Annotated in this window: 2 protein-coding genes and 1 pseudogene; all 3 read right to left on the reverse strand. The window is 72.1% G+C overall.

What is annotated here, in order from left to right:
- Positions 1-781 (reverse strand): annotated as a pseudogene (locus tag AB0I41_RS35045) (hypothetical protein); the annotation flags it as partial.
- Between the two features lie 456 nt (positions 782-1,237).
- The gene (locus AB0I41_RS35050) at positions 1,238-1,741 is read right to left on the reverse strand and encodes a hypothetical protein (protein WP_357115735.1); all 504 of its coding nucleotides are present in this window, start codon (positions 1,739-1,741) and stop codon (positions 1,238-1,240) included.
- Between the two features lie 26 nt (positions 1,742-1,767).
- A partial coding sequence (locus tag AB0I41_RS35055; protein WP_357115738.1) for a C40 family peptidase occupies positions 1,768-2,220 on the reverse strand: 453 nt, incomplete at its 5' end.

Genomic DNA, 2,220 nt, shown 5'->3' on the forward strand with positions numbered 1-2,220 from the left:
CACTCGGGGTGGGCAGCAACCACCACGACCAGTCGGGCACGTCGACGTCGAGCAGCAGCAGCCCGTCGGCGTCGCGACGCAGCCGGTGCGGCCCCCGCCCGTGCGGCCAGACAAGGTCGAACTCGATCCCCACCTGCCGCAGCCACGGCTCACGCCGGCCGGCCCGCTCCGGCATCGGGGCGGTGGCGGCGCGGACCGCATGGGCGGTGGCGTCGGCGAACCGCAGGACCCTCGCCGCGTTGGGGTGCCTGCCGAGGCAGATCTCGGCGTCCAGGCCGGCACGGGCCTCCGGCAGCCACAGATGGGCCTGATCCCAGCGGTGGCCGTCGGCGGTGTAGCCGCCGCAGCCCAGCACCCGCCCGCACGAGTCGGGGTCGAGCAGGTGTCGGCTGTGCCGCAGCCACCGCGCGTGGCGGGTCGCCTCATACACCGCCACCGTGTCGGTGGCGACATCGACGAGGTACATCCACTCCAGGTAACCCTCGACAGGGGCACTGGTCAGGCCGCGGCGCACGCCGTCCTGCAGATCGGCGGTGTAGCCGACCCCGGCCACCGGCCGCTCGCGGTCGACCCGCCCGGGACGGGGCGCCGCGGGGTGGAGCCTGGTCCAGTCGTGGCGCAGCAGCGCGCTGGTCAGGGCCAGGGTGTGCCGGGTGAAGGTGTGCTGCCAGATGCGCCGCAGCAGCGGCAACATCTGCTCGGGGTCGCCGCCAGTGTGCAGTAGCCGGGCAGTGTAGGCGCCGCCGGAGGCGGGTGCGCCGATCAGAATGGAACAACTCACGATGGACCTCCATCGACAAGTGCGAGGCCGCCGCCCGGTCGGGCGGGCGGTGCAGAGGGCTGTATTTCTGGCCGCCGTATCAGGCGGCGGGCGAAGTGCTGGTATGCGACCTGTGCCAGATTCGAAGTGAGGTCGGGGCGCACCATCGGTGGAAGCCGAGCTGGTCGGTGAACGGCCTGGCCGACTCCTTGCAGACGCGGTCGGTGGCGACCCGATCGCGATCCGGGTGCCGCCCATGGCGCACCGTGTGCTCGATCTGGCCGCCGGACCGTCGATCTTGGTGGTCGTCCACACACGATCGGCCTCGACAGGTGGTCAAGCCGGCGGCCATGGGCGCCGGCGTGTACTGCCCCGCCGGGCCGGCACCTCATGCCCGCGGCACCGGGCCGCAGGGCAGTGCCGGGCAGCGGTGCTGCCGATCGCCTTGTTCGTGACGGTGGCCCGAGGGTGTCAGGTTCAGTCCCCGCAGCCCCGGTTGCAGCCGTCGGGGCTGCAGTGTCGGCCGCCGGCCATCCGGGCGAGAGCCTGCCGATCGTCGGGGTCGTCGACGAGGACTTCGGTCGGCCAGCCGAGCCCGTCGGCGAACACGATGACTTTCGGCGCCCCGTACATCGGGTAGCCAGCCGCGTCCATGGCCGCCACGACGTCGTCGCGGCCGAGCAGCCAGGCCAACTCGGCGAGCTTGTCGACCGAGCGGCTCGCCGAGCCGCTGCGATGGTCGAGGATCTTGCCGATCGCGAACCGCAGGTACCAGCGGGCATACGTCTCGGTGTCGCTGTGCTGACTCCACCGCTGCTGGTCCCACTGCTGCGCGGTCGCCTCGGGGCTGAGGAACTCCCGGGCGTGGTCGAAGTCCAGCGCCTGCACCAGCACCTCCTCGCGGAAGCCGAACAGGTCCCCGCCAGAGGCGCGGAGCGCCCACAACCGGGCAGCGATGTCGTCTTGCGAACGTGTGGTCACGACATGTTCTCCCTCACGGGGGTAGGTCAGTTGACGAGGCGGCGGACCGCGGCCAGTTGCCCGACCCAGGCGGACAGGCGGCTGGTTTTCACGGCGTCGCCGCTGTGCGGGGCCTGCACGATGAGCCCCTGGCCGAGGTACATGCCGACGTGGCCGGGACGGGTGGTGCTGCCGCGGCTGCCGGGAATGAACAGCAGGTCCCCCGGCCGAAGGTTCCGGTAGTCGGTTACCGCGGTCCCGGCGTGGAGCTGCTCGCTGGTGGTGCGGGGGATGGTGATGCCGGCGGCCCGGTATGCCTGCTGCATCAGCGACGAGCAGTCGCACTGACGCGCCGGGATGCCGGAGTGGGGTGCGGTGCAGTCCCCGCCGAAGGTGTAGGGGGATCCGCGTTGGGCCAGGGCCCAGCCGATGGCGGTGACGACCGGCAGCGGGGTGCCCGGTGGGAGGGTGAACCCGGCCGGTAGGGGGACCTGTTCACT

Origin of the sequence: Micromonospora sp. NPDC050200, from assembly GCF_040656135.1 — a bacterium.
GTDB lineage: Bacteria > Actinomycetota > Actinomycetes > Mycobacteriales > Micromonosporaceae > Micromonospora.